Consider the following 21,349-nt stretch of genomic DNA (forward strand, 5'->3'; position numbering starts at 1 on the left):
AGACGAGAGATTTATGGACATTTCAGGGGGGGATATTGATGAAAACGATTAAAAAAACATATCTAAGTATAGAAGAGATTATTTCATTACCAACCTTATCAAGTACAAACATAAGTGATGATGGTAAAAACGTAGCATTTGTAAAGAAGACGGCTGATTGGAAAGACAATACATATAGGAATCATGTATGGATATATGAAAAAGATAAGAAGCAGAGTTACCCATTATCAAATGGGGATATAGATAGTACACACCCATTATGGTCTCCAGATGCTAAGTGTATCGCATATCTTAGTCCAGTTGGTGATGGGAAAAATCAGATATTTGTTAAGTCGCTAGATAGTTATAGCGAGGTTCAAATTACTGATGAGAAGGAAGGAATTAGTACATTCAAATGGGATCCTGCTGGCAAAGGTTTTTATTATGTTGCACAGTCAAAAGAATGTGAGGAAATAAAGAAACGTAAGGAATTATATGGAGATTTCCATCATGTAAGTAAGGAACACCAGAATAATTGTTTATATTACATTGAAATAGAAAAGGTGATACAAAGTGATACAGATGAACATGAGAACAGAGTTGTTTATCGATTAACTGATGGTAAGGATTTTCATATCCATGAATTTGATATTTCAAATGATGGTAAAAAGGTTGTATTTATGGCGACACCAAGCTCAAATATGGCAGATTATATAAATGGAGATCTATACATACTCCATATTAAAGCTGGAGAGCTACAAAAGCTGAATGTGGATAAATTGTTGGGAGGGAGTGTTTGCTTTTCTCCAGAGGGCAGCAAAATTTGTTACTCAGCAAGCATAAGAGAGAGGGATTACTATAGAAACTATATACAAGATAGTACGTTAGAGATATATGATATTCATAATGGAGAGCTAATTCAACCTTTAACAGATTTTGATAGTACGGTTATGCCATTACAGTGGACAGCTAAAGGGATTTTAATTAGATGGCAGAATAAAACGAATTATCTTATTGGGTTGCTAGCTGAAGATGGAACTGTGGAAATACTAAGCGAAAAAGTAGATGGCTTTATAATGGATGCTTCTATAACAAAGGATGGCAAATATATATCCTACAATAAGGCAATAACAAATGAAACCTTTGAAATCTATTTAGACGATAAAAAAATAACGGATGAGAATAGCTTTTTCAAAGGGAAACTTAGAAGTAACAGGGAAATCATCTCATGGAAAAGTAGCGATGGTCTTGAAATAGAAGGTGTTTTATCAACGCCGGTAGAGTTTGATACTAATAAAAAATATCCTTTATTAGTAGTAATTCACGGCGGTCCGGCTTGGGCGTCTTTTCCGATATTTTCAGACTGCTTCAATGAGAAATATCCGATTGAACAGTTTATTGAAAAAGGCTTTATCGTTTTAGAACCAAATTACAGAGGAAGTTCAGGTTATGGTAATGAATTTTTAAAAGCTAACTATAGAAAACAGGGGATTGCTGACTACGATGATGTTATATCTGGAGTGGATGAACTAGTAGAAAAAGGGATGGTAGACAAGGATAGAGTAGGAGTTATGGGATGGAGCAACGGTGGATATGTATCAGCTTTCTGTTCTACATTTAGTAGTCGATTTAAAGCTATTTCAGTTGGCGGTGGAATCACTAACTGGAGTACCCATTATGTAAATACAGATATACCTTACTTTATTAGAATGTATTTAGGAAATACTCCATGGAATGATCCAGAGATATATACGAAGACATCACCTATGACGTATATTGAATCAGCTTGTACGCCTACCTTAATTCAGCATGGAGAAAAGGATGCAAGAATTCCAATTACAAATGCATATGATCTATATCAAGGATTAATGGATATGGAAGTGGATACAGAATTAATTATATTTAAAGGAATGGCATATAGTCCTAATCAGCCGGGAATGAATGTAGCTATTATGAAGCAGAATTTGATGTGGTTTTCACACTATATTCTTGGAGAAAGTATGGAGGGTTTTAGAACTTTATAATGGATGTTTGTACAAGACATAAGGCTGAAACGGTCTTCATCTTGAGATGATTTATTATAAAATATATACTTAAACTAATATCTGTACACACATCAGGGAGGACTAATATGACAGGAAATAAAAATGACTTACTAGTAGAAAAACGTCAAGAGTTATTGAAAGTATTGCAAGCTCGTTTTGAGAAAAATATGAACCGCCATGAAGGTCTTGAATGGGCTAAGGTTGAAGCTAAGATAGAAGCTAATGCTGAAAAATTATGGTCACTTAACGAAATGGAAGTAACTGGCGGTGAGCCGGATGTTGTCGGTTATGATGAAGAAAAGGACGAATATACTTTCTATGATTGTTCAAAGGAGAGTCCTAAAGGCCGCAGAAGTCTTTGTTATGATCTTGAAGCGTTAGAATCAAGAAAAAAACATAAACCAGAAAATAATGTTATTGATGTTGCAAATGCTATGGGCATTGAACTATTAACGGAAGAACAATATCGGGAATTGCAACAACTTGGGGATTTTGACATGAAATCATCAAGTTGGGTACAAACACCTTCAGATATTCGAGAACTCGGTGGTGCTCTATTTTGTGATTATCGCTTCGGACATGTTTTCGTGTACCACAATGGAGCAGACTCTTACTATGCTGCCAGAGGTTTTCGTGGCTCGTTAAAAGTTTAAAATATAAATAAGAAAAAGAGCCTATACTCAGGCTCTTTTTCTTATTTATATTTTAAAAGTAAACTGTTACTACGCAGTTTTACTTAATTTATATGTTCCGTGGTTATTTTTACGGAAAAGTTTAGGGAAAACATAGCCATCTAATCCAATACGTCCAGCGTTTTGCCCTGCAACTAAAATGAACATAGTTAAAATAAGCAGATTTGGGTTTACACTAACAGTTCCGCTTAATAAAAATGAAAGATTCATTATGATTCCGAAAAATGCAGCTGTTTTTGTTAATCCGCCTAAAATTAAACCTAGACCTACTAAAATTTCTCCCCATTGAACTAAAAAGCTAAATAGGTCTGCGTTTGGAAGAACAAAATGTTGAAGAAAATCTGCCCACCAACTTTGTACTGCAGGATGGTCACCTGATGCTTGAGCGATAGCGCCCTTTAGAAAACCACTTGCATCAAAAGATTGTCCGAAAACTTTACCTATCCCAGCAGCGAGCCATTTATACCCTATGTAAAGCCGTAAAAGTAATAATATGAAAGCAGCACGTTTATCAGTTCTTAAAAAATTGATAATCATTGAAATCCCTCCAATATTGTATTTACAAGTTTATTATATATCCATTGTGAAAAGATTCACAACGGATAAAGTGTGAACAAAAATGGTGTTTTTATAAAATGAAAAAGGCATATAACAATCATATGTTATATGCCTTTTCTAATATATACTTAGTAAATTATTTAGGTAATGTAAATTTAGCTTTTTTACCTTGTGAAATATCTTTAGCTTCTTTATTTCTCATAGGTCCTAACTCAATCTCAAAGCTTTTGTCTTTCCAAATCTTTTCATACTGCTCTTGATCTAAAATATATACTTGTAGTAACTCTCCAGATGTTCCAGTTTTAACTGCAGCATTATAGTCATAATTTAATAGCATACCTTCATTAATCGTATATTGTGTACCATCATTCACTCTTAATGTAGAGCTTATAGGAGATAGTGAAACGTCTTGAACATCTTTGTTATCAAGCTTGAATTTTACTGTTAACAGAACAAGACCGTTTTTAAAATTTGCAAAGCGTGGAGCTTCGACGGAATTTGGTGTGAATTGAGTGAATTGGTATCCGTCTAATGTAACATTAACAGCGCCTAATTCTTGGTTGTTATTAATACTTGATTTCTCTTTTAACATTTTTTTATCGCCCATGTTATTAGCTGTAGCTTTATCTTGGTAGAAAGTATTATCTGTTGCAACTTTTTCAGCACCCTGTTTGTTTAAACTTAATGAAAAGCTTCCAGGATTTCCGATTGGAGCATCAAATTTTCCTTTATTAGCTTGTGCAGTTGGGACTGTGACTGAGACTGTTGAGAGACTTGAAATTTTCGCTAGATCATCTTTTCCGAATGGATAAGCGATATAACCAGAAATAGTTTCTCCTGCTTTTACTAAGTAATCATTCGTTGGAGCAAGTTTAGTTGGGAGCTGATCTTCTTTTGGAATTAAATCTTTATAGTTACTATATGCTTTCTGCGCGCCAGTAAATGACATGTCCAATGCTGGCATATAATAAATATCTTTAGCTGAACTATTTTTTACGCTGTAGTTCACAAGAATAACTCCGCCTTCTGTTTGACGATTAAACGGAATATCGAAGTTTGTATGGAATCCATTTAATTCAACTAATGTGTAACTATTCATTGATACTGAAACATCTTCAGCTTTATAGACTTGTGGTTCTTTATTTTCAAAAAGAACTTTTGTTTTACCACCTGTTTCTTTTTCCATATAGGAAATCAGCTTAGAGTAGTCGCTTGATCCAGTAGCTGTATTTTCAGGCTTTTTATCTTCGGATTTTTTTTCAGTAGGTTTACTTTCTTTCGTTGTATCTGTTTTTTCCGTTTTGCTTTCTTTTGTTGCATTCTCTTTTTGTTCTTTATTTGTCGTATCGCTTTGACCACAGCCGGTTATTACAAAAGCTGCTACGATTACTGCAGAAAATAAAGAAAGTAATTTTTTTGACATATTTCTTCCCCCTATTTGTTTAAAACTAAATTCTCACATTAGCCCCACGTTTTATTATAAGAAGGTTAGTCAATATTTACCAGTATTTTTCTGATTATTTCCATTATTTATTATATTATAATATAATAAATTCGATAGAAGTTTGGAATGGAATATTGGTTTTTATTTTTTTATCATTTGAAATAGTACATCATATTGGTATGATAGAAACAGAGATATATGGAAAGGAGACAAGGACTCGATATGTGGATGAACTTGTAATGATTAGAAATTGGATAGATGAATTTTTCTCTCATAAGTGAGGGTTTATTTAGCTATTTGTAAATCATGCAAGGACTGCATAGTTGGCTTGTACATCCCTTTTGTAAGGACAGAGGTCTAGGTGGGGAAATTTATATCTCTTATATAAAATATGCGTCCTTTAAACTTGGAGGAGTATATGATGAAACAATTAAAAAATAAAGTAGCAGTTGTTACAGGCGTAAGTCGTCTAGACGGTATAGGAGCAGCGATTTGTAAAGAATTAGCTGAAGCAGGATACGATATATTTTTTACGTATTGGACGGATTATGATAAAGAGATGCCTTGGGGCGTTGATAAAAATGAACAAATACAATTAAAAGAAGAGCTATTACAAAAAGGTGTTAGAGTATTGAGCATGGAGTTAGATTTAACTCGGAATGATGCACCGAAAGAGCTTTTAAATAAAGTTACTGAACAATTAGGGTACCCTCATATATTAATTAATAATGCAGCATATTCTACGAATAATGATTTCTCTACGTTGACTGCTGAAGAATTAGATAAGCATTATATGGTTAATATTCGTGCGACTACATTGCTCAGTAGTCAATTTGCCCGAGGATTTGATAAGAAATCTGGTGGTAGAATTGTTAATATGACTTCGGGGCAATTTCAAGGTCCTATGGCAGGAGAACTAGCTTATGCGACAACGAAGGGAGCTATTGATGCTCTTACTAGTACGTTGTCAGCAGAAGTAGCTCAATTAGGAATAACAGTGAATGCAATTAATCCAGGACCAACCGATACAGGATGGATGACTGAAGAGATAAAACAAGGGTTAAAGCCAATGTTTCCTTTTGGCAGAATTGGTGAGCCAAAGGATGCAGCTAGACTCATTAAATTTTTAGTAAGTGAAGAAGCTGAGTGGATTACGGGGCAAGTTATTCATTCAGAAGGCGGATTTAAAAGATAAAAAGAAGGTATCTCACCCTGGTGAGATACCTTCTTTTTTAATCTTTCTTCAGTCTTCGTGCAACCCCATTACCTAAAGACTGTAATCCTTGAACGAGGATAATTAGAATAAAGACGGTTGCATACATTACTTCAGGTTCATAGCGTAAATGTCCGAAGCGATATGCTAAGTCCCCTAGCCCGCCAGCACCTACAAGACCAGCCATTGCTGTTGCGCCGATTAAGCCAATCGTTGCAATTGTTGATCCAAGTACAAGGGAGGGACGAGCTTCTTTAACCATGACGTGCCAAATGATTTTTATAGTAGAAATGCCCATCGCTTGGTAGGCTTCAATGACACCGCGATCTACTTCTAGTAAAGCTGTCTCCATTAAACGTGCGATATAAGGGGCTGTGAAGACGACAAGCGGTACGATAACACCTTGTACGCCAATGGATGTTCCCATTAGAAACTTTGTAAAAGGTAAGATGAAGAATAATAGAATGATAAATGGAAGAGAGCGAATGATATTAATAATTGTATTAAGAATAGGATAGATGATTTTATTTTCACGCTGCCCACCAGGTCTCGTTAAAACAAGTGTGACGCCAAGTGGCAGTGCAATAAGGATTGAGATGAGTAATGAAATAGATGTCATTTGAAAGGTTTGAATTGTGGCTTCCCATATGACTTTACCCCATTCATCCAAAAAGGACTTGTTTCCCATAATCTGTTCTACCTCCTTCTACGATGATTCCTTGTTCTTGTAAAAATGATAAAGCACGGTGGATTTCATTTTGTTCTCCTTGCATATGAACGACTAGTTTCCCATATGCTTCATGTTTTAACTGCGTAATATTACCGGATAAAATATTCGGATACACTTGGAAACGTTTTGTGGCAACAGCTAAGGCAGGTTCACCTGAAGTAGTGCCAATAAATGAAAGTGTTACAATTTCTCCAGTATTCTGAAGTTCTTTCTGTACCTCTTCTGGAATTTTAGCTGCAAAGGCGCTATTTACAAATTTCTTCGTTGTTACATGTTGTGGGTTTGTGAAAATATCTTTCACAGTCCCGCTTTCGACTACAGATCCATGTTCCATAACGGCAACGCGGTCGCATATACGTTGGATAACGTTCATTTCGTGTGTAATGAGTAAAATCGTAATTCCAATTTCTTCGTTAATCTTTAATAACAAATCAAGAATAGAATCAGTTGTTTCTGGATCTAAAGCGCTCGTTGCTTCATCACTTAATAACACTTCAGGCTCATGTGATAGTGCACGTGCAATTGCAACGCGCTGTTTTTGACCGCCAGAAAGTTCACTTGGATAAGCATCTTTTCGATTGAAAAGATCGACAATGCGTAAATATTTTTCTACCCTTTTTTTAATTTCCGCTTTTGGAATGCCAGCAAGGCGTAAAGGTAATGCAATGTTTTCATAGATGGTAACAGTTTTAAGTAAATTGAATCCTTGAAAGATCATTCCGATTTTTTGTCTCGCTTTTGCTAGTTCTTTTGTCGATAACGTTGTTAAGTCTTGTTCGTTTACAATGATATTTCCTGTCGTTGGTTTTTCTAATAAATTTACACATCGAATCAATGTGCTTTTACCAGCGCCGCTATACCCAATGATTCCAAATACCTCGCCTTTTTCTACTTTAAGGGAAGTAGACTTAAGAGCCTCAACAGTCCCTTTTTTTGTTGAAAATACTTTGGATATGTTTTTTAATTCAATCATTATCGTCAGCTCCTACCAAGATGGTAAAACTGAACCATCAAATTTTTTCTCGATAAACTCTTTTACTTCTTTAGATTGATAAGCTTTCTTTAATTTATTTACAACGGCATCATCTTTATTTTCAGTACGAACAACGACCCAGTTCACATATGGTGAATCTTTTCCTTCGCGGAAAATAGAATCTTTCGCCGGACTTAATTTTGCACCTAATGCAAAGTTTGTGTTAATTGCAGCTGCGTTCACTTCACTTAGTTGCGTTGGTAATTGAGATGCCTCTAATTCGACAATCTTTAATTTTTTTGGATTTTCAATTACATCTTTTGCAGTCGCTTTTTCTGTAGCCTTTGGATCAACTTTTAAAACCCCTGCTTTTTCAAATAATTTTAAAGCTCGCAGTTCATTCGTTGGGTCATTTGGTACAGCAATTGCATCGCCCTCTTTTAAGTCTTTTACATCTTTTATATCTTTAGAATATACGCCCATAGGGAATGTTACTGTTGAAAATACTTCAGCTAATTTCATATTGCGTTCAGCTTTAAATACATCTAAATACGATTTCGTTTGGTAGCTATTTACATCAAGGCTTTTTTCATCTAAAGATACGTTTGGCGCTACATAATCATTAAATACTTTTATGTCAATTTCCAGACCATCTTTTGCTGCAACTTCTTTTACCTTTTCAAAAATTTGTTCATGCGGCCCACCTGTTACACCGACAGTAATCTTTTTCTCGTCTAATGCTTTTACCTCTTTATCTGAACTCGCGCTACATGCGCCTAATAATAATACTGCTCCGCTTACAATGCTTAATAATACCTTTTTCATCTATAAATCCCCCTTCATATACGTTCCAAAATAAAAAGCACCTCCCAAAAATAAGAGAGGTGCCGAATAGACGAAATAGATTCCTCTCTTATCTTCCAAAACGAAAACTCGTTTTGCAGGAATTAGCACCTTAGCTTATACGTCATAAGCTCGGTTGCCGGGCATCATCGGGCCAGTCCCTCCGCCACTCTTGATAAGAGTATGTGTATGTAGTTTTGAATATGGTACTAATAGTAAATCTTACAAAAAGAATTGTCAATGATATTTTCAGAATATATTTTATTTTAAGGTAATCGAAACATTTCCTTTCTTATGGCCCATTTCTACATACGTATGGGCTTCTACAACTTCTTCTAATCGGTAAGTTCTATCAATAACAGGTTTTAGCTTTTCTGTTTCAGCTAGTTGTTTTAGTAGGTTCATATCTTCTTTACTGACTTTTGCCATCATTCCGTTCACAGATACATATTTTCCATTAGACATTAATGCATCTGTACAAAGAGACTTTTTATATTTTCCAACTGCGTCAAATATAATATCGTAGTGATCGCCCCGCTTAGTAAAATCTTCTTTCATATAATCAATTACGTTGTCTGCCCCTAAAGCTGTTACTAAATCGAAATTCGAACTACTACAAATGGCTGTGACAGTCGCCCCGAAGTATTTCGCAAGTTGTACGGCAGCTGTCCCTACTGACCCAGAGGCGCCGTATATAAGTACTCGTTGCCCTTTTTTTATCTGTCCTTTTCTAAGGAAGTGCAATGCTGAAGTTCCGCCAAAAGGAATAACGGCAGCTTCTTCATATGTCACATTGGTAGGTTTTAATGCTATTAATCCACTTTCATGCACGCATGTGTATTCCGCATAACCACCAAGGTTTAGTTCTGTTAATGCAAAAACTGGATCTCCTTTTTTAAATTGTGTTACATCTGATCCAATGTCTTCGATTTCACCGGATAACTCTACGCCAAGTATAGGTTTTCTCGGTTTTCTGAAACCTAATATGATCCGCATAGGAATCCAAAATAAGAGGGGGCTATTAAAGCCACGTATTCTACAATCTCCAGTCGATACACTTGTTGCGTGAATTTTAACTAATACTTCATTTTTCTTAGGTTTAGGCTTTTCTATATTTTGAAGCTGGAGAACATTAGGTGGTCCATACTTTGTGCAAATAATAGCTTTCATAATGACCTCCTGAAATGAGTTGTTATTATTTACATCATATTTAAACTTTTTCTCAAACATGTTGCTATATAGGAAATAAATTTAAAGAAGAATATTACGAATTATATAGATTTCATAGGAAAAGAGATGATATTATTTTTGGGAAGGAGGGGACGTTATGAAAAAATTTATTTTAATTTCAAGTTTAGTACTTGCAGTCGGTCTAGGAGTAGGGTGTAGTAATGAGAAAACAAAAAAGACTGATGAGCCGAAAAAAGAAGCTGTGCAGAAAGAAAAGGAATTAACAGCGAAGGATGTTTTCAATAAAGCGAATGAAGCTTTTAAAAACGAAGAAAATGTAACGATGACATATGATGTGGGAATAAAGGCTGAAGGAACAGAGATGAATGTAATAAAGGCCAAAATGCAATTAGAGCCGAAGCAAAAAAATTCTCGTTCTGAAATGAATGTTTCTGGTACAGAGGTTGTTGTTTATGATGTGGGTGGCAAAATTGCTGGTCAGTTGAAAAATCCTAATACGGGTGAAGTGATGTCTGTACCAGAGGAACAATTAAATGCTAACGGAATGAATGCAACTCAAGGAATGGTAGATAATTTAGAGATTCCATCGGAAATTTTAAATAAAGTGAAGATGGAGAAAAGTGGAGATAATTATAAGCTGAAGTTTGCATTAAAAGGGCAAGAGACAGAGAGTATGTTAGCTAGTATGGATGAAAAGCAGAAACAAATGCTACAAGGCCAAAATGCAAAGATAGAAGAAATAGATGGAGAATATATTATTACAAAAGATTTTAAATATGAATCAGCAAAGATAGATATGGTTATGAGTAGCAATGGTGAGGATAAAGCGCACATTATTACGGATGCGAAGTTTACATCGTATGATAAATTTGATCCAATACAATTGCCAGCAGCAAAGTAATCACTGTCAAGAGAGGTACCTGAAAGAACGGGTATCTCTTTTTGTTGCTAATAAGGAGAGTGTCCTTTGAAAAAAAGAAAGATAGTAGTGGTCATTGTCGCATATACGGTTTTGCTTGCAACGTCTGTACATACGTATAAAAAACAAATTGATCATCCTATTATGAGTGATGTAGGTAAATTGCTTCCGACAAAAATAAAACGTGTTGAAAGTGCTACGGAAGAGCACTCGTTAATAAAATTAGTGCGAGATGCAAAAGTTTCAGGAGAGAAAATTTCCATTGCAGGCATGCAACATAGCCAAGGGGGACAGACATATTATCCGAATGGCACGATGCTCGATATGAAAGGATATAATAAAATATTAGAATTCGATCCAGAGAAGAAGCGTATTACAGTTCAAAGTGGTGTCACGTGGAATGATATTCAGAAGAAAATAAATCCATATGGCCTTGCAGTACAGGTCATGCAGTCTCAAAATATTTTTACTGTTGGTGGTTCATTAAGTGTAAATGTACATGGGCGTGATATTCGTCATGAGGCACTAATTGATACAGTAGATTCATTTAGATTGTTAATGGCAGATGGCACGGTACGTAATGTAAGTAGAGAAGAAAATGCAGAGTTATTTCCATATGTCATTGGGGGTTACGGTTTATTTGGAGTTATTTTAGATGTGACGCTGAAGTTAACAGATGATGAATTATATGAAATGCACACGAGAATGATAGATTATAAAGAATACGCATCTTATTTCAAAGAGAAAGTGAAAAGAGATGAGAATGTTCGTATGCACTTAGCGCGTATTTCTGTTGCTCCAAATTCATTTTTAAAAGAGATGTATGTGACGGATTATACTTTGGCACAAAATCAAAATATGAGAGAAGAGTACAGTGAATTAAAGGAAGAAAATATTATAGCTGCACCTAAATTTTTACTTGGGTTATCACGTTATAGTGATTGGGGAAAGAATACATTTTGGGATATACAAAGAGGTTATTTTGAACGTACAGATGGAAAGTATGAGACGCGTAATAATGTTATGAGATCAGATAGTGCTTTTATGGAATATGAAAATCCAAATAGGACCGAAGTGTTACAAGAATACTTTGTGCCTATAGATGCTTTCACGGAGTATATAGATGATTTACGTAACGCATTAAATGAAGAAGAGTTTAATTTACTCAACATTACGATTCGTTACGTGGAAAAGAATGAAAATGCAGTTTTGTCCTATGCGAAAGATGATATGTTTGCGCTGGTTCTTTTGATTAACCAGGGACGCTCAGAGAGTGAGATAAAGAAAACAGAGGATGTCATCCGGAAGATGATTGATGTTACTTTAAAGCATAACGGTAGTTACTATTTGCCGTACTATTCTTATCCAACGAAAGAGCATTTAAAAAGGGCATATCCTCGTATTGAAGAATTTCTCAAGAAAAAGAAGGAAGTAGATTCAGAAGAGAGATTTGTTAATTTATTTTATAGGGAGTATACGAAATGACATATAGAAGATTTGTGGCTTCGCAAAGTATTATCATGATGGCAGGAAGTATGGTATTTCCTTTTTATATATTATTACTTCGAAACGTTGGAAATAGCTTCTCGCAATTTGGCTGGGCGTATGGCTTATTTGCTTTAACATCAGCACTTGTATATCCACTAGTGGGAAAGGTATCTGATCAAGTAGGTGATAAAAAATTATTAATCATATACGCTTGGTCCATGGCAATCTTAATGCTTTGCTTTCCGATTGCCACGGAAGTATGGCATGTGTATATTCTTCAAATTGTAATGGGAGTTTTAGGTGCTGTGCAGCGTAATACTGAGAAGACTTCATTAGCACGAAAGGTTGCGCAGGAAAAGGCTGGTTATGAGATTGGAAAATACCATGTGTGGACATCCATTGGCGGAGCAGTAGCGGTTATTGCCACGGGATATTTAGTAGATTTCTTTACGATTGGTACAATTTTTTATATTGCATCTATTCTATATGTAGTGAGCGGGATTGTATTAAGTAGTAAAAAAATATAACTATTCCTATTTTCACCTTAATACCCTTTATTTGTTATACTAAAAGGGAATACAAAAGAAAAGGGGACAGTGCCTTTGATGAAATTTGTAGTTTTAGCTATTCTTACTTTGTTTTTGATTCCATGGACAAGAAGTAGTAGTAAGCTTCGAGCAGTGGATAAGAAGGGAGATAAGAAGGTTGTAAAGGGTAAGAAATCATCTATTTTAGTTATTCCTGTTTTATTTTGGATAGGTATTGCAATCTATGAATACTTTTGGCTAATTGATGATCGAGTAGACTCGATTCTTACTCATTATTCTGTTGCAGTAGCAATTTTAATTGGGCTTGTTTTATTTTCACAAGATCAAATAGGGAAATTAGAAGGTACATTAAAAGGACTTCTAATGTTTATTTTACTCGCAAGTTACGGCTACTTTGGTTATTTGCACGATATAGTAATCTCGCAAAAGAAATATGATTCTGTTGTTAAGATAGAGAAAGATATTTCAGAGCCATTTACTGAAAATGACCAGCCGTTTACAGTGCCGCCAAAGACAGCGGAGAATAAGATGAAAAAAGTATTTGGTGATATTCCGAAAGTAGCTTATTTTGAGCTAGGAGAATTAACGCCACAAATGGTAAACGGCGAAGCTTTATATGTAGCGCCGATTGAAGTTTCAGGATTTTTTAAAGCGCGTAAAGCTGAGACAATTCCAGGGTATGTAACGATGTCAGGTACGAATCCTGATGCGGAAGCGAAACTGCACCTCGGTTATAAAATGAAATATGTGCCAAGCATGTTTTTTGGTAATAATTTAGAGCGTGTGGTAAGGCAAGCAGAACCAAATTTAATCTTTAAAGGAAAACCTAAATTTGAGGTTGATGATAAAGGAAAACCATATTATACAATGACGTATGGTGAATTTATTTCAGGAAGATCTGGATTTGAGGTAGAAGGTGTTGTCGTAGTAGATGCACAAACAGGTGAAGTGAAAAGATATGATAAAGGAAAGGCACCTAAATTTGTTGATGGTGTATTAAATCATGAGACTGCATCTACGTTAAATACGTACTTTGGTAAATATATTCACGGATTTTGGAATACGAAATTCTCACAAACAGATATGAAAATTCCGACTGAGTGGGGAACGAAAGAAGGCGTGACCCCGATCTTTGGTAAAGATGGAACACTGTATTATTTTACAGACTTTACTTCTCCAAAAGAAGGAGTAGATTCAGCCCTAGGCTATTCATTAGTAGATGCACGCACAGGCAAGCTATATTACTATAATGGAAAAGAAGTGAAGGGGATTATGGATGGTTCAGCAGCTACAGAAGTAGTGGATAATTCCTTTAAGAGAGAGAAATGGCATGGGACAATGCCTGTCATTTATAACGTATACGGAAAACCAGCTTGGATTATTCCGGTTGTTGATGACGGAGGCCTAGTACGTGCACATACAGTTGTATATGCTGCTAATGCAAAAATATTTGCGACAGGTTCGACGCAGAAAGAAGCGCTTGAGAATTATAAAAACGTAATGAGTGGTAATGGTGATACCTTTAGACCAACCTCAACAGGAAAAGAAGCGCAAAAAGAAGGTATTGTACAACGTGTATATAAAGAGAAATCAGGTGAAAATACAATCGTGTACGTACTTTTAGAGAATGAACAAAAGGTATTTATGATACCAGTGAAGAAATTCCCGTATGCTATGTTTACAGAAGTAGGAGACCCAATTCAAATTACATATTTAGATACAGGAGAGACGATGGCCTCGGTATCTAAATTTGCGAATAGCAATGTGAAAAAGTAAAGCGATAGAATTTCTATCGCTTTTTTTACATTATGAAAGAGGAAAATGCGCTGTACTTGACGTATGTTTATGATGTAACTATAATTGTTACGATTCAGTGTGTATAGGAAAGGGTGAATTGAAAAAGTGAATGAAGTTAATCACGAAATATATAAACCTGTAAAGGCAAACAGGTTATGGATGATTCTTGTATTAGGAACACTTACGGCGATTGGGCCATTATCTATTGATATGTATTTGCCTTCATTACCGAAGTTAACGGATGATTTGCAAACAGGTGCATCCCTAGCGCAGCTTACATTAACAGCTTGTTTGCTTGGGCTGTCAGTAGGACAATTATTTGTTGGCTCAATTAGCGATATTTACGGAAGACGCAAACCACTTATTATTGCTCTTATTATTTATGTTGCTTCTTCTTTACTTTGTGCTGTTGCGCCATCTATTTGGACATTAGTATTATTGCGCTTCCTACAAGGAGCTTCAGGATCAGCCGGGATTGTTATATCACGTGCAATGGTACGTGATATGTACTCAGGTTCTGAAATGACGAAGTTTTTCTCACTGCTTATGTTAGTAAACGGAGCAGCACCTATTTTGGCACCGATTATTGGGGGGCAATTATTACAGTTTACAACGTGGCGCGGTGTTTTCATCGTTCTTGGAGCAATTAGCGTATTCATGTTAATCTCAGCTACTTTTGTATTGCGTGAAACATTACCTCCTGAAGAAAGAGAAACGGGTGGTTTGTCAGGGACTTTGGCGACGTACGGAAAATTGTTAAAGGACCGTCTGTTTATGGGATATGCATTGTCACAAGGATTAGTAACAGCGGCAATGTTTGCATACATTTCGGGCTCACCATTTGTGTTGCAGAACATATACGGAGCATCACCACAGCAATTTAGTTTATTCTTTGCGATTAACGGCATCGGTATTATTATTGCTAGTCAGGTAACGGGTCGTTTAGCGGGGAAAGTGAATGAGAAGACATTATTTGTTGCTGGTATTATTATCGCAGCTGTTGGTGGCCTATCTTTACTACTGACAATCGTACTAGGAATAGGTTTAATCGGTGTTTTATGTTCGTTATTCCTTGTTGTATCAAGTGTCGGGGTTGTATCAACAACTGGGTTCTCATTAGCGATGAGAAATCAGAAGCAAGCTGCAGGAACAGCGTCAGCTTTATTAGGCTTATTACAGTTCATTTCAGGAGCGCTTGTCGCTCCGCTAGTAGGTATTGGTGGGAGTAATACAGCGTTACCGATGGGTGTTGTTATTGCGCTTTGTGAAGTAGGAGCAGTATTATGTTATCTATTTATGGCCAGAAGAAGTGAGAAGCAGTTTGAACTGCAACAAAGACAAAATTTAGAGGCTTAACAAAAAAGAACTGATTCAAAGGGAATGTTTGAATCAGTTCTTTTTTTCATTTCTTTGAAATACCTCATACATATTATTCATGATCGTATCATATAAAACAGCAAGTTTATCCCACACCCAGCGATTACTATCGACTTCTTTTTCCCCACAGTCGATAATATCGGTATGGTCAGTAATTTTATACGCTTTTTTAACGATAATAGGAGCAATCTTCGGTATACGTGGGATTTCCTTTAAGGTATCTGCAAAGTTTCCAATGTAGACATGACCGATGATTTCGATTGTTAATGATTTATCCGATATATTTAGCACGGTATGAAATTGATTTGTATGTTGTTGTTTTAAATATTGAGCTAACTTAAATGGAGCATGCTTCTTCTTTAATACGCGGCGAAGGCTCTCTGTATTTTCGATATGAAGTGATTTTTCGCGAATAAGGACACGAATATCTTCTCCCATAAAAGGCATTGTGTTGTACATAGATGATTCTCCTTAAAACCTTACATATGTTTGCGTTATGCATATGTAAGTCTAGCATGGTTTGTTCTTTATGTGTGCTTACAGTTTTGTAAGGTGATGTAGTAAAGCATTGCAAAAGTTATTTGTATAAAGTGACGATACTGTGACAAACATGTTGGTATATATATTACGATGTCGTCTTAAGTGTAAAAAGTAGGGCGTTCTCGGTATAATAACAAGTGGAGATAAAAGAAACTATAATGAGTAATAGCTGTAGATAAAAGGAGAAGAAGAGATGAAGAAGGTTTTGGGTATTGCTGTAATGGGAAGTATGATCCTTCTAGCAGGATGTAATGGAAATAAAGATACGAAAGAACCGAAAGAAAAGGTAGAGCAATCTACTGAACAAACAGAAGAGATGAAAGAATACCTTGCAGTACATGAAAAATACGATATAAAAATGAATAAAGAAATTAATAAAGCACTGCAGTTATTTGAAGTGGCAAAAGAAAAGGGCGGTAAGGAAATAACGAATGCTACATATAAAGAAGACGTGCAAAAGGTAACAACGAGCATGTTAGAAGATATTGATCATATACGTAAAGAAATTCGTGTTCCGAAGTCGAAAGAGCAAGAACATGAGGTATATATTGGTTTCTTGAATGAATCAGAACAAGCGATGAAAAAATTACAGAAGTTAGCTAAAGAAGAAGATTCATCGTTGATTCGTGATATAGAAATTAATTTTGCAACAGCATCGACATACTATAAACGTTTTCAAGCAGAAACGAAAAAATAACCTTGCCTGTGCAGGGTTATTTTTTCTTCTTGCCATCTCCGTCTTCATCCTCAGATACTAATATTTTCTGTTCTTCGTGAAATTCGGAAATAGTTTGCCCGGTAATATTATCGAAAGGAGTATAAAAAGAAGTAATACGTTTCTTTTTAATAAAGAGTTTATAGGAGCCGATGATGACAAGTATAACGATAGTTAAGGATAATCCTATAGTAGCAAGAAGTAAGGGATCCATCTTATAACTCCTTTAACATTATTTCTTTTTATTATAAGCCTGTAATTTCGATAAATGAATTAAAAACTGATTTTTCTAAATTTATCCAATCTGATTGACTTTTCAATTTTTCAGAATTATAATTCGAAATATACAATTTGAACCAAATAATAATATAGCAATTTACTTATCCAGAGAGGTAGAGGGACTGGCCCTATGACACCTCAGCAGCGGGTTCTGTAATAGGAACACCGTGCTAATTCCAGCAAGCAAGTCTTGAAAGATAAGTGATGGGCCTTTGTTTGTTAAGCCTTGATCTTATTTTTTAAGATCAAGGCTTTTTGTATTCTAAAAAGAGAAAAGGAAGTAATGGAAAAAGTACATCCATAAAACAAAGTAAATTCATGTGTTTAGGGGGTTATTGAAGTGTATGTAATTAAAAAATTATCGGTTATGGTGTTTACACTATGGGTTATTACGACAGTGACATTTCTAATTATGCATATTATTCCGGGAGATCCATTTTCATCAGATGCAAAAATCTTTCCTGAAGAAGTGATCCAAAACATGAGAGCGAAGTATCACCTTGATGAACCGTTATGGAATCAATATGTTGCTTATTTAGACGGTGTAGTTCATTTTGATTTTGGTGAATCTGTTCAATCAACCGGGCAAGGTGTATCAGAAATTATAACAACTGGCTTTGGTCCATCAGCAATTATTGGTCTACAAGCACTTGTTATTTCATTGTTAGTAGGAATTGCGGCAGGGACATTTGCTGCTCTCTATCATGGGAGAGTAATTGACTATAGTGTGAGTTTGCTCGCAATTTTAGGTATTTCTATTCCAAGTTTTATTTTAGCACCACTATTTATACAAGTATTTGCTATCCAATTTGAGTTTTTACCAGTAGCCTCTTGGGGAACATTCGAACATACGGTATTGCCATCCTTTGCATTAGCGTTAGGGCCAATTGCAGTTATTACAAGGTTTGTTCGTTCTAATATGATCGAAGTACTGCAGAGTGATTATATTAAGCTAGCAAGAGCAAAAGGTATACCAATTAAGAAGATTATTATAAGACATGCTCTTCGAAATGCGATTGTTCCAGTACTTACATTTGTGGGACCGTTAATGGCGGGACTTTTAACAGGGACTTTCGTTATTGAAAAAATCTTTTCAATTCCTGGCCTAGGAAAATATTTCGTAGATAGTATTTTTAACCGAGACTATCCTGTGATTATGGGAACAACGATTTTCTATAGTGCATTATTAATTGCTTGTATTTTCATTACAGATATTATTCACCGCATTGTTGATCCGCGTATTCGTTCTATTACATAAGGAGGGGGGATATTTAAATGGGAGCTTATGAAATTAATGAACAGTTATTAACGAAAGAAGAGAAAAAAGAATTAACGATAAATAAAAATCAGCAAACGATTAGCAGAAAGAAAGAAGTGTTTCGTAAGTTTATATCGAATCCAATCGCAGTTTTAGGAACAGTGACGTTATTGCTAATTATTGTTTTCTCGCTTATTGGCGAAAGTTTAACTTCATTTACTGCGAGTGAACAAGTAAAAGAGGCAACAAATTTACCGCCGAGTAGTGAACATTGGTTTGGAACAGATGATCTAGGGAGAGATATTTGGGCACGTACTTGGGCTGGTGGGAAGATTTCACTAACAGTTGGATTAGTAGCAGCTGCCCTCGATATAGGGCTTGGTGTACTGATTGGTGGATTTAGTGGATATGTGAGAGGGCGTAATCGCCTTGGAACGTTAATTGATGAGTGGATTATAAGAGGAATTGAAGTATTATACGGCATCCCATATTTATTAATTGTTATTTTACTATTAATTGTTATGAAACCAGGTCTTTTCACCATTATTATCGCCCTTGCATTAACGGGATGGATTGGAATGGCTCGTCTCATTCGAGCACAAGTATTGTCTTTAAAACAACGAGAGTTTGTTATTGCAGCAGAGCGATTAGGTACATCACATATGAAAATTATATATGGGCATTTAATTCCGAATTTAACAGGGATTATTATCGTAAATTTATCATTTACAATTCCAGCAGCTATTTTTTCAGAATCATTTTTAAGCTTTATAGGACTTGGAGTACAATCACCAGCGGCAAGTTGGGGGACGATGACGAATGATGCACTCGGGACATTATTGAGCGGAGAATGGTGGCAGCTATTTTTCCCGGCAATCATGATTGCACTCATTATGTTCGCATTTAATGCAATTGGTGATGGTTTGCAAGATGCGATTGATCCAAAAATCGTCAAACGGAATCGAAAGGAGAAAAAACATGGCACAAATCTTATCTTTAGAAAACGTAACGTTAGCCGTTGAAAAAGAGAATAGTAAGCAAGCGATTGTGAAACATGTTTCCTTTTCTATTAACGAAGGTGAAATAGTTGCACTTGTAGGAGAAAGTGGTTCGGGAAAAAGTGTCACAGCACAATCCATTATCGGCTTGAATCAAGAATCAATTCATATCGATGATGGGAATATAGCTTTCCAAGCAAAGGAATTAACGAATTTACAAGAGTCAGAATGGAATCAAATTCGCGGAAAAGATATTTCCTTTATATTTCAAGATCCGCTTTCATCTTTAAACCCAACGATGAAGGTAGGCAAACAAATTACAGAAGTAGTTTTGCAACATGGGAAAAAATCGAAAAGAGAAGCGAAGGAAATTGCGATTAACTTGTTAACAGGTTTAGGGATACATGAAGCAGAGAAACGCTTTGAACAGTACCCACATCAATTAAGCGGAGGTATGAGGCAGCGTATTTGTTTAGCAATTGCGTTTGCTTGTCACCCAAAGCTTGTAATTGCAGACGAGCCGACAACAGCGTTAGATGTAACGATTCAGAAACAAATTATGGGGCTATTAAAAGAAAGAAAAGAAAAACAAAATACGAGTATTTTATTAATTACACATGATTTGGCACTTGTACGTGAAGTAGCTGATCGAGTAGTTGTTATGTATGGGGGACGTGTCGTTGAAAAAGGAACGATAGAGGAAGTGATAGGTTCCCCTAAACATCCATACACAAAAAGCTTACTACAAGCAATTCCGAATATGGATGATTCTGAAAAGGTATTACGTGCTATAGAAGGAACGACACCTTCCATTGAAACATTAAATAGCTTTGGTTGTCCTTTTGTAAATCGTTGTCCAGTAGCGATAAAAGAATGTATTCATCGTTTTCCAGAGAGAACCACATATTCTAAGGAGCATAGTTCACATTGTTGGCAACATGTTCTAGAGCATAATAAAGCGAAATCAAAAGAGAAGGTGAATGCCTCATGACGACAGATTTAATTACTATAAAGCAAGTAAAGAAAACGTATGGAAGTAAAAGTAAAGAAATCACAGCGTTAAAAGACATATCACTTTCTATTCCGAAAGGAACAACACTTGGCATTATTGGTGAAAGTGGTTCAGGAAAAACAACACTTGGTAAGCTCATAGCTGGGATCGAGAGCCCAACGTCTGGTGAAATTGATTATAACGGTCAAGTCGTTCACAAGTTGAAGGCAGCTCATAAACGTGATTTCTTACAGAAAGTACAGTTCATTTTTCAAGATTCCACAGCAGCATTAAATCCGCGCTGGAAAGTACGCGATAGCGTAACGGAAGGTTATATTTCATTCGGTTTAGGTGATAAAGGATTAAAGGATAAAGTAGCAGGTGATGCGCTAGAACGTGTGGGATTAGATAGACGATATATCGATCGCTATCCGCACGAATTTAGCGGAGGACAACGTCAACGAATTGCTATTGCAAGAGCGTTATTGTGTGAGCCAGAAGTATTGATTCTTGATGAACCAATTTCAGCATTAGATGTTTCATTGCAAATTCAAATTGTACATCTGCTGCAAAAAATTCAAAAGGAACAAGGCTATACATATTTATTTATCGCACATGATTTGCCGATGGTTCACTATTTATGTGAAAAAGTGGCTGTCTTATATAAAGGAGAACTTGTTGAATTTGGAAATACGGACGAAGTGTTCCGTAATCCACAACATTCTTATACAAAAACATTGTTAGCATCAACACCAAAAATTTCGGGTTAAA

21 protein-coding genes and 2 riboswitches are annotated in these 21,349 nt (G+C 35.7%); of the genes, 13 read left to right on the forward strand and 8 right to left on the reverse strand.

Annotation, left to right across the window (positions count from 1 at the left end; genetic code table 11):
• Positions 1–38: 38 nt before the first annotated feature.
• Both N2V79_RS00955 and N2V79_RS00960 read left to right on the forward strand, forming a co-directional pair.
• Positions 39–2,003, forward strand: coding sequence for a S9 family peptidase (locus tag N2V79_RS00955; protein WP_200458787.1), 1,965 nt, complete (start codon positions 39–41; stop codon positions 2,001–2,003).
• 107 nt (positions 2,004–2,110) lie between these two features.
• Complete coding sequence (locus N2V79_RS00960; protein WP_000147403.1) at positions 2,111–2,677, forward strand: DUF4256 domain-containing protein; 567 nt, start codon at positions 2,111–2,113, stop codon at positions 2,675–2,677.
• A gap of 69 nt (positions 2,678–2,746) precedes the next feature.
• Here N2V79_RS00960 and N2V79_RS00965 read toward each other — a convergent pair whose 3' ends face one another.
• Entirely contained in the window at positions 2,747–3,253 is a 507-nt protein-coding gene (locus N2V79_RS00965; RefSeq protein WP_064531583.1) for a DoxX family membrane protein, read from the reverse strand.
• A 157-nt stretch (positions 3,254–3,410) separates the two neighbouring features.
• On the reverse strand, positions 3,411–4,697 hold the full coding sequence (locus tag N2V79_RS00970; RefSeq protein ID WP_053565442.1) for a DUF5068 domain-containing protein: 1,287 nt from the start codon (positions 4,695–4,697) through the stop codon (positions 3,411–3,413).
• A gap of 439 nt (positions 4,698–5,136) precedes the next feature.
• Here N2V79_RS00970 and N2V79_RS00975 point away from each other — a divergent pair, with 439 nt between their 5' ends.
• Positions 5,137–5,913, forward strand: a complete 777-nt coding sequence (locus N2V79_RS00975; RefSeq protein ID WP_340719521.1) for an SDR family oxidoreductase — start codon at positions 5,137–5,139, stop codon at positions 5,911–5,913.
• A gap of 37 nt (positions 5,914–5,950) precedes the next feature.
• Here N2V79_RS00975 and N2V79_RS00980 read toward each other — a convergent pair whose 3' ends face one another.
• From N2V79_RS00980 to N2V79_RS00995, 4 genes are all read right to left on the reverse strand, one after another.
• Positions 5,951–6,619: a methionine ABC transporter permease gene (locus N2V79_RS00980; RefSeq protein ID WP_340719522.1), complete on the reverse strand. Its 669-nt coding sequence runs from the start codon at positions 6,617–6,619 to the stop codon at positions 5,951–5,953.
• On the reverse strand, positions 6,594–7,634 hold the full coding sequence (locus N2V79_RS00985; protein WP_016084002.1) for a methionine ABC transporter ATP-binding protein: 1,041 nt from the start codon (positions 7,632–7,634) through the stop codon (positions 6,594–6,596). Before N2V79_RS00985 ends, N2V79_RS00980 begins: the two co-directional genes overlap by 26 nt.
• 12 nt (positions 7,635–7,646) lie before the next feature.
• Positions 7,647–8,459, reverse strand: a complete 813-nt coding sequence (locus N2V79_RS00990; protein ID WP_088022858.1) for a MetQ/NlpA family ABC transporter substrate-binding protein — start codon at positions 8,457–8,459, stop codon at positions 7,647–7,649.
• An 85-nt stretch (positions 8,460–8,544) separates the two neighbouring features.
• Positions 8,545–8,659: riboswitch (SAM riboswitch) on the reverse strand.
• A gap of 79 nt (positions 8,660–8,738) precedes the next feature.
• Positions 8,739–9,647, reverse strand: a complete 909-nt coding sequence (locus tag N2V79_RS00995) for an NAD(P)-dependent alcohol dehydrogenase (RefSeq protein ID WP_200458789.1) — start codon at positions 9,645–9,647, stop codon at positions 8,739–8,741.
• 157 nt (positions 9,648–9,804) lie between these two features.
• Here N2V79_RS00995 and N2V79_RS01000 point away from each other — a divergent pair, with 157 nt between their 5' ends.
• From N2V79_RS01000 to N2V79_RS01020, 5 genes are all read left to right on the forward strand, one after another.
• Positions 9,805–10,569 carry a DUF6612 family protein gene (locus N2V79_RS01000; RefSeq protein WP_000713524.1) on the forward strand — a complete coding sequence of 255 codons (765 nt, stop codon included), beginning with the start codon at positions 9,805–9,807 and terminating at the stop codon, positions 10,567–10,569.
• A 66-nt stretch (positions 10,570–10,635) separates the two neighbouring features.
• A complete protein-coding gene (locus tag N2V79_RS01005; RefSeq protein ID WP_064531589.1) occupies positions 10,636–12,072 on the forward strand; it encodes an FAD-binding oxidoreductase in 1,437 nt (478 codons plus the stop codon).
• Positions 12,069–12,602 carry an MFS transporter gene (locus N2V79_RS01010; protein WP_000222367.1) on the forward strand — a complete coding sequence of 178 codons (534 nt, stop codon included), beginning with the start codon at positions 12,069–12,071 and terminating at the stop codon, positions 12,600–12,602. The genes N2V79_RS01005 and N2V79_RS01010 overlap by 4 nt, the downstream gene beginning before the upstream one ends.
• Positions 12,603–12,680: 78 nt before the next feature.
• Entirely contained in the window at positions 12,681–14,399 is a 1,719-nt protein-coding gene (locus tag N2V79_RS01015) for a DUF3981 domain-containing protein (RefSeq protein ID WP_064531591.1), read from the forward strand.
• Between the two features lie 117 nt (positions 14,400–14,516).
• The gene (locus N2V79_RS01020) at positions 14,517–15,776 is read left to right on the forward strand and encodes a multidrug effflux MFS transporter (protein WP_223266695.1); all 1,260 of its coding nucleotides are present in this window, start codon (positions 14,517–14,519) and stop codon (positions 15,774–15,776) included.
• A gap of 33 nt (positions 15,777–15,809) precedes the next feature.
• Here N2V79_RS01020 and N2V79_RS01025 read toward each other — a convergent pair whose 3' ends face one another.
• Entirely contained in the window at positions 15,810–16,256 is a 447-nt protein-coding gene (locus N2V79_RS01025) for a hypothetical protein (protein ID WP_000282869.1), read from the reverse strand.
• Between the two features lie 274 nt (positions 16,257–16,530).
• Between N2V79_RS01025 and N2V79_RS01030 the strand changes: the two genes are divergently transcribed.
• Entirely contained in the window at positions 16,531–17,034 is a 504-nt protein-coding gene (locus N2V79_RS01030; RefSeq protein ID WP_000756522.1) for a hypothetical protein, read from the forward strand.
• Between the two features lie 16 nt (positions 17,035–17,050).
• On the opposite strand, the gene N2V79_RS01035 is transcribed toward N2V79_RS01030, so the two are convergent.
• Positions 17,051–17,266: a DUF3951 domain-containing protein gene (locus N2V79_RS01035; RefSeq protein WP_064531593.1), complete on the reverse strand. Its 216-nt coding sequence runs from the start codon at positions 17,264–17,266 to the stop codon at positions 17,051–17,053.
• Positions 17,267–17,429: 163 nt separating this feature from the next.
• A riboswitch (SAM riboswitch) is annotated at positions 17,430–17,535 on the forward strand.
• A gap of 136 nt (positions 17,536–17,671) precedes the next feature.
• On the opposite strand from N2V79_RS01035, the gene N2V79_RS01040 reads away from it, so the two are divergent.
• Genes N2V79_RS01040 through N2V79_RS01055 form a run of 4 tightly spaced genes read left to right on the forward strand, consistent with a single transcriptional unit; the run spans position 17,672 to position 21,348 of the window.
• Positions 17,672–18,589: an ABC transporter permease gene (locus N2V79_RS01040; RefSeq protein WP_000289326.1), complete on the forward strand. Its 918-nt coding sequence runs from the start codon at positions 17,672–17,674 to the stop codon at positions 18,587–18,589.
• Positions 18,590–18,606: 17 nt separating this feature from the next.
• The gene (locus tag N2V79_RS01045) at positions 18,607–19,611 is read left to right on the forward strand and encodes an ABC transporter permease (RefSeq protein ID WP_016083992.1); all 1,005 of its coding nucleotides are present in this window, start codon (positions 18,607–18,609) and stop codon (positions 19,609–19,611) included.
• Positions 19,568–20,578, forward strand: a complete 1,011-nt coding sequence (locus N2V79_RS01050; RefSeq protein ID WP_053565432.1) for an ABC transporter ATP-binding protein — start codon at positions 19,568–19,570, stop codon at positions 20,576–20,578. The genes N2V79_RS01045 and N2V79_RS01050 overlap by 44 nt, the downstream gene beginning before the upstream one ends.
• Entirely contained in the window at positions 20,575–21,348 is a 774-nt protein-coding gene (locus N2V79_RS01055; protein WP_065212376.1) for an ABC transporter ATP-binding protein, read from the forward strand. The genes N2V79_RS01050 and N2V79_RS01055 overlap by 4 nt, the downstream gene beginning before the upstream one ends.
• Position 21,349 lies beyond the last annotated feature (1 nt).

The sequence above is a fragment of the Bacillus sp. CH_70 genome (assembly GCF_038007045.1).
Lineage (GTDB): Bacteria > Bacillota > Bacilli > Bacillales > Bacillaceae_G > Bacillus_A > Bacillus_A cereus.

Bases quoted from the DNA above. Each gene is read 5' to 3' on its own strand.
- N2V79_RS01045 (WP_016083992.1), top strand. From the start codon at position 18,607: ATGGGAGCTTATGAAATTAATGAACAGTTATTAACGAAAGAAGAGAAA.
- N2V79_RS00970 (WP_053565442.1), bottom strand. From the start codon at position 4,697: ATGTCAAAAAAATTACTTTCTTTATTTTCTGCAGTAATCGTAGCAGCT.
- N2V79_RS01035 (WP_064531593.1), bottom strand. From the start codon at position 17,266: ATGGATCCCTTACTTCTTGCTACTATAGGATTATCCTTAACTATCGTT.
- N2V79_RS00990 (WP_088022858.1), bottom strand. From the start codon at position 8,459: ATGAAAAAGGTATTATTAAGCATTGTAAGCGGAGCAGTATTATTATTA.
- N2V79_RS01025 (WP_000282869.1), bottom strand. From the start codon at position 16,256: ATGTACAACACAATGCCTTTTATGGGAGAAGATATTCGTGTCCTTATT.
- N2V79_RS00975 (WP_340719521.1), top strand. From the start codon at position 5,137: ATGATGAAACAATTAAAAAATAAAGTAGCAGTTGTTACAGGCGTAAGT.
- N2V79_RS01010 (WP_000222367.1), top strand. From the start codon at position 12,069: ATGACATATAGAAGATTTGTGGCTTCGCAAAGTATTATCATGATGGCA.
- N2V79_RS00985 (WP_016084002.1), bottom strand. From the start codon at position 7,634: ATGATTGAATTAAAAAACATATCCAAAGTATTTTCAACAAAAAAAGGG.
- N2V79_RS00960 (WP_000147403.1), top strand. From the start codon at position 2,111: ATGACAGGAAATAAAAATGACTTACTAGTAGAAAAACGTCAAGAGTTA.
- N2V79_RS00955 (WP_200458787.1), top strand. From the start codon at position 39: ATGAAAACGATTAAAAAAACATATCTAAGTATAGAAGAGATTATTTCA.
- N2V79_RS00995 (WP_200458789.1), bottom strand. From the start codon at position 9,647: ATGAAAGCTATTATTTGCACAAAGTATGGACCACCTAATGTTCTCCAG.
- N2V79_RS01000 (WP_000713524.1), top strand. From the start codon at position 9,805: ATGAAAAAATTTATTTTAATTTCAAGTTTAGTACTTGCAGTCGGTCTA.
- N2V79_RS01050 (WP_053565432.1), top strand. From the start codon at position 19,568: ATGGCACAAATCTTATCTTTAGAAAACGTAACGTTAGCCGTTGAAAAA.
- N2V79_RS01030 (WP_000756522.1), top strand. From the start codon at position 16,531: ATGAAGAAGGTTTTGGGTATTGCTGTAATGGGAAGTATGATCCTTCTA.
- N2V79_RS00965 (WP_064531583.1), bottom strand. From the start codon at position 3,253: ATGATTATCAATTTTTTAAGAACTGATAAACGTGCTGCTTTCATATTA.
- N2V79_RS01015 (WP_064531591.1), top strand. From the start codon at position 12,681: ATGAAATTTGTAGTTTTAGCTATTCTTACTTTGTTTTTGATTCCATGG.
- N2V79_RS01055 (WP_065212376.1), top strand. From the start codon at position 20,575: ATGACGACAGATTTAATTACTATAAAGCAAGTAAAGAAAACGTATGGA.
- N2V79_RS00980 (WP_340719522.1), bottom strand. From the start codon at position 6,619: ATGGGAAACAAGTCCTTTTTGGATGAATGGGGTAAAGTCATATGGGAA.